The sequence below is a fragment of the Gluconobacter sp. genome (assembly GCF_047723935.1).
Classification (GTDB): Bacteria; Pseudomonadota; Alphaproteobacteria; order Acetobacterales; family Acetobacteraceae; genus Gluconobacter.
In genome coordinates, this window is sequence record NZ_JBDOBO010000140.1 from 1 (window position 1) to 2,454 (window position 2,454).

The following is a 2,454-nucleotide window of genomic DNA, read 5'->3' on the forward strand; positions in this document are numbered from 1 at the left end:
TCGCGAGTGGCCTCTTTCCAGTCCCGCAGCCTGTCCGTGGTTTGTTCGAGCCAATTGGGATTTTCGGGGGGAACCAGCCGGGTAACGTCGCTGGCACTACAATTTCCCAGTCGTGTCAGGGCGGCATCAAGGTCGGCAAATGCCGCGAGATAACGGGTCAGAGATGCGTGGATTGTTCCGCCCGGTGCCAGAAGATCCTGACCTTCTACCAGCAGAGTCCTGAGATGAGTGCGGGCAGTGAGTAGCTCTCCCGTTTCGGCTGTGCAGCCCGCAAGGCGGGTGCGTGTTTCCTGTCCCCAGTCAAATGCGGCGTTGATTGCGTCGAAGTCAGTCTCCAGACCCCGCCACATCGGACCGATGCTTGTCTTGTGAGAAGCATTCCCGAGCTTTTCAAGAAGGGCCGCACGTTCGACAAGAGCTTCAAGGTCGTTTTCACAGTCTTCAGGCAGGGCGATGGCATGAGGTTCAAGCCGTTTGCGAATAGCCTTCTGCCCCATGGAACGGGCCAGAAGCCACTTTTCTTTAACGGTACGCCATTCTGCAAGGGTTTCAGCCAATGGAAGAGCGCGTACGCTGTCTTTCCAGCGGGTATCAAGATCTGCTGTCAGAGCGTGGCACCGTGTAACAGATGCCTGTTCCAGTAATACGGCATCGCGTGTTTCGCGGGCGTTTTCCGTGAAGCTCCATGCCGCTGCGTGGGGCAACAGAAGATGTGAACAAAGCGCTCTGATCTGCTCAAGCCGCTGATAGGAAAGATTGTTCTGAGGCAGCGAAAGCGCCTTGGTAACACTCAGCGCCGCCTCTCTTAGTTTGTCGAGGGCGGAGAGGGCTCCATTGGCGGCGTCAAGCAGTCTGCCTTCCCACAGTGGTGACCAGTCCGTCTGCTCAAGACCTGCCAGTCTGGGTGAGACGACAACATCTCCGATACGGGCATAAAGGGTCGACAGATCTTCAACGGACTGGAGCAATGTATCGTAATCGGCTTTTGAATGAACATCCGCATTGGCCCATTCCAGAGGAATGCGGACGATGGATGTTTCCTGAGCACGAAGAGTGACGCCAATTCCGCGATAGGGCGTCCAGCCATTGCGACGCGGCGTATGGAGATCGCGGACGTAAGCGTTCAGTTCAGTGCGAATGGTATCCAGTGTCTGTTTTGTCCGTGCATATTCCTCAGGCTGGAAATCCTCAAGCGCAGCCTGCGCTGTCTGAAACTGTTGCAGCACCGCCATCTTGTTCGCCTTGGGCGAGAACAGATCCAGACAGAATTCAGCAATGCCCAGTTTGGCCAGACGCGCACGTACCACTTCAAGCGCCGTCCGTTTTTCAGCCACGAAAAGGATCGTACGACCCTGTGCGAGCGTATTGGCAATAATATTGCCGATTGTCTGGCTTTTTCCTGTGCCGGGCGGCCCGATCAGGACGAAATTTTCGCCCGCTGCCGCGCGTGCGATGGCCTTGAGCTGAGATGAGTCGGCTTCCATCGGGCAGACGAGATCGGCTTTGGCGAGAGCGTCGTCGAGGTCACCAGCAGGATCAAAACCGTTCGATGGGGCAGAACCTGTCTGCTCGCCGTCCTTGACCCCGTCCAGCAGGCGGCTCGCGACGTCGTTCGTGGCAAGATGCTCTTTCCGTTCCAGCAGATCCTTCCACATCAGGAATTTCGCAAAGCTCAATGTCGTCAGACTGACATGCTCGCGAATTTCCCATCCGGGAATGTGTCGAAGGTGCAGCCGGAAGGCTTCGATGATTTTTGGAACATCAAGGCCGGCGTCATCCTCCGGAAGTGCCTCCCCCTCTAGCAGGGGAATCCGGATATCGTATTCGGCACGCAGCATTTCCAGCAGCGTTGTGTTGATACGGGTTTCATCCCCGTGAGCCCGTAGTGTGAAAGGCGATTTGATGCTGGCTCTTTCCAGAAGGACCGGAACGAGAATGAGGGGCGCGAGATAGGGCTTGGATTTGTCCTGAGATGTCCAGGCCAGCGCTCCGATCGTCAGGAAAAGCACGTTCGTGCCGCCTTCCTGCTCGGAGCTTCGGGCATGACGATAAATTTCGGTCAGTGCGGTTTGAAGTTTGTCCTCTTTCCGCTGGACGACGATCTCGCGTCTTTTAAGGGCTTCCAGCGCATACGCTCTGGACGCATCCTCATGATGTCGTTCCTGATGGAGTGCTTTGTTTCTGGGATCATCGTCGTCCATGAGCCCGGGCGCTGCGACAAAACGAAGCGGCCTGGCATTGCTGCCCGAGCGCATCTCCGCCAGCATGTCTTCCAGTGACGCCGGATCAGGGCAGTCGAGTTCAATCAATTGCCGATCTGACTTGGGGAGGTTCAGCAACCGGTTCCGCGCGGACATGTCGAGCAGACGATTGCACCATCGTTGCACGCGATCTGCCGAACGGTCTGGCAGGCGCTCTTCTTCACGCTCCTCACGCAATGGGGGAGGGGCCTCG

General features: G+C 56.9%; 1 protein-coding gene. It reads right to left on the minus strand.

From position 1 onward, the window contains the following. Positions 1–2,454: DUF4011 domain-containing protein (locus tag ABF979_RS16745; RefSeq protein ID WP_415560793.1), on the minus strand; the 2,454-nt coding region annotated here is incomplete at both ends.